At 64.8% G+C, this 2,227-nt stretch carries 2 protein-coding genes; both read right to left on the reverse strand.

The genetic code is table 11. The annotated features are described in order from the left end of the window. Positions 1 to 863, reverse strand: an 863-nt coding sequence (locus VTU_RS29055; RefSeq protein ID WP_265597355.1) for a SwmB domain-containing protein, incomplete at its 3' end; no start/stop codon positions are given. A gap of 411 nt (positions 864 to 1,274) precedes the next feature. Beyond that, a partial coding sequence (locus tag VTU_RS30870; protein ID WP_010108301.1) for a choice-of-anchor U domain-containing protein occupies positions 1,275 to 2,227 on the reverse strand: 953 nt, incomplete at its 5' end.

A 2,227-nucleotide genomic window follows, 5' to 3' on the forward strand; every position in this document is an offset into this window, starting at 1 on the left:
GTCAAAGCCTTGACGGGCTTGTTGAAGGTGACAGTGACTGTTGTGGTCTCGCCCACGGTGAGCGCGCTGTCGGCCAGCGTGATCTCGGCGTCGAGCTCGCTGCTGTCCACCGGGGGCGTGGTGTGTGCTGCTGCCGCTGGCGCGCTGTGGGTCACCGCCATTTCCGTAAAGCTGTTGGCGCCGTTGCCCATATGGTCCCGTATGACGCCGGTGCTTGCGCCATGGGCCAAGGGGTCGGTGTAGCTGACTTTCACCACCTGCCCGGGGGATACCGGGGTGCTCAGCGTCAGCGTGACGGTCATGGCCATGGCATTCACGGCGACTGCGCTGACGTCCTGGGCCGTGCCATCGACGAGCACCCTGAAGGCCGTGTTGGCCTGGGGGGTGCTTCTGCCCGCCAGCGCTTCGTTCCAGACAAGCACCAGTTGGTTGCCGGTCACCGTGGCATCGGTCACCGTGGGCCGGGTGAGATCCATGGAGTAGGTCAGGCCGGTATTCTCCGGGTTGTTGCTCCCCTCGATGCCCCCTTGGTTGGTTACGCCGGAGAGTTTCACCTTGAGGGGGGCTCCGATGAGGTCGTAGGGGCCCTCCGTCGTCGATATGGTGAATGTCCAGGTGTCGCTGTAGCCGCTGGCGTCGGGATTCACGGCGGTCGGGGTGGACACCGCGCCAATGCCATCTTTCAGCACGACGTTGCGGGCGCCAAAGCCCTTCACGGGCTGGAAGAATTTGAGGGTGACAGCGGCTGTTGCTGAATGGTCGATTCCGAGTTCGACGTGGCTATGCGGCTCGGTAATGTCGGTACGGATCGTGCTCTCGAACCAATTGACCATGGGCGGCATGGGTGTCGTGTTGTCAGGCATAGTCTTCCTTTGATGGTGAATGGCGGGGGCTTGACGGACGGCACAAGTGGCCCGTCCCGATTCGCTGGTGCTCTACGGCCCCATCCAACTTTTCATGCTCAGCTTGGAAAGCACCCCGGGTAACGAAAGATTACTGAGCGGTGTGCGGGCCAGCGCGGGTAGACGGGTTGGAAAGAGCCGCCGGGCTTGCCCGGCAGATCGTTGATCGACGGCACCTGCACCGACTCACACGTTTGCAATTGTGACTCAAGTCGCAATTGTGACCCAGATTTCAGCCTTGGCGCAATGGGCGCGGCAAATCGGTTGCGCTTCGGTAGCGCGCCAGCGGCAAGCGCTGGCGGGCATCTCCCCCATGCCAGGAAGGTCCCATGACCCTTCCTGAGGGGGAGATTGGCCCAGGGAACTGGCCTCTCAGAACCAGAACCCTCCACTCAGCTCGGACGCCTGCCCGACGATGGACAGCGCCATCTGCGCTACGGCGCCGGAGGCGGTGACGATGCCATCGGCCTTGCCATCGTCGTCGAAGCGGCCACCATCCTGGATCGTAAAGTCCAGCCGCAGCCGCCCGCCATCGCTCACCATCTTGCCGCCGTAAGGGCTGCTCGCCAGGTTGATCCAGGTGCCGGCGCTGTCCTGCATCCAGTAACCGTTGGCGCCGATCTTCGGGTCCGCGTACAGGCTGAAGGGCTTGCTGCTGCCGGTGGTGCCCAGCGTGGCCTTGAAACTCGTCAGCGCGATCGGTGCCTCCAGCGCCCAGGACATCTGGGCCGGGACCTCCTTTTGCACCAGACTGGTGATGCGGGCGGTGCTGTCGGCTTTGACCTGGCCTTCCTTGCTATCGACCACCAAGGTGACCGAGGTGCTGGAACCTCTGGCTGTCGTGGCGCTGTACGAGGCGACTGCGGCCTGTTTGCTGTCCTGGACGTTGTCCCGGTTGCCGTCGCCAACTGCGGCACCCGTGGGACCGATGGCCTTGTTTTCCTGGGCGTCGGTCACACCGTCGCCGTCCGTATCCGGTTCCCTGAGGGGGCTTGGTGCAGGTGCGGGGGATCCGCCGCCGCCGCCACCACCGCCGCCGCCGCCGCCACCACCAGAGGATGGAGGTGGTGGGGCGACGGGTGCAGGCCCTGGAGACGGGGGCGCAGGGGTGCGGTTGGTCACCACTTGGTCGATGAGGTTCGCTGCGTCGTTGCCCGCTGCGTCCTGTATCACGTTGTCGCCCGTGGGCTTGGTGTAGCTCAGGGTCACGGTCTCCGCGCTGGTCACGGTGCGGCTCAGCGTCAGCGTCACGGTCTTGGCCGATACGGCCACACTGCTCACGCTGATGGCCGTCGCGTTGCCTGCGCTGCTGACCGCAAAGGCCG

Origin of the sequence: Verminephrobacter aporrectodeae subsp. tuberculatae At4, assembly GCF_000193225.1 — a bacterium.
GTDB classification, from domain to species: Bacteria; Pseudomonadota; Gammaproteobacteria; order Burkholderiales; family Burkholderiaceae_C; genus Acidovorax; species Acidovorax aporrectodeae.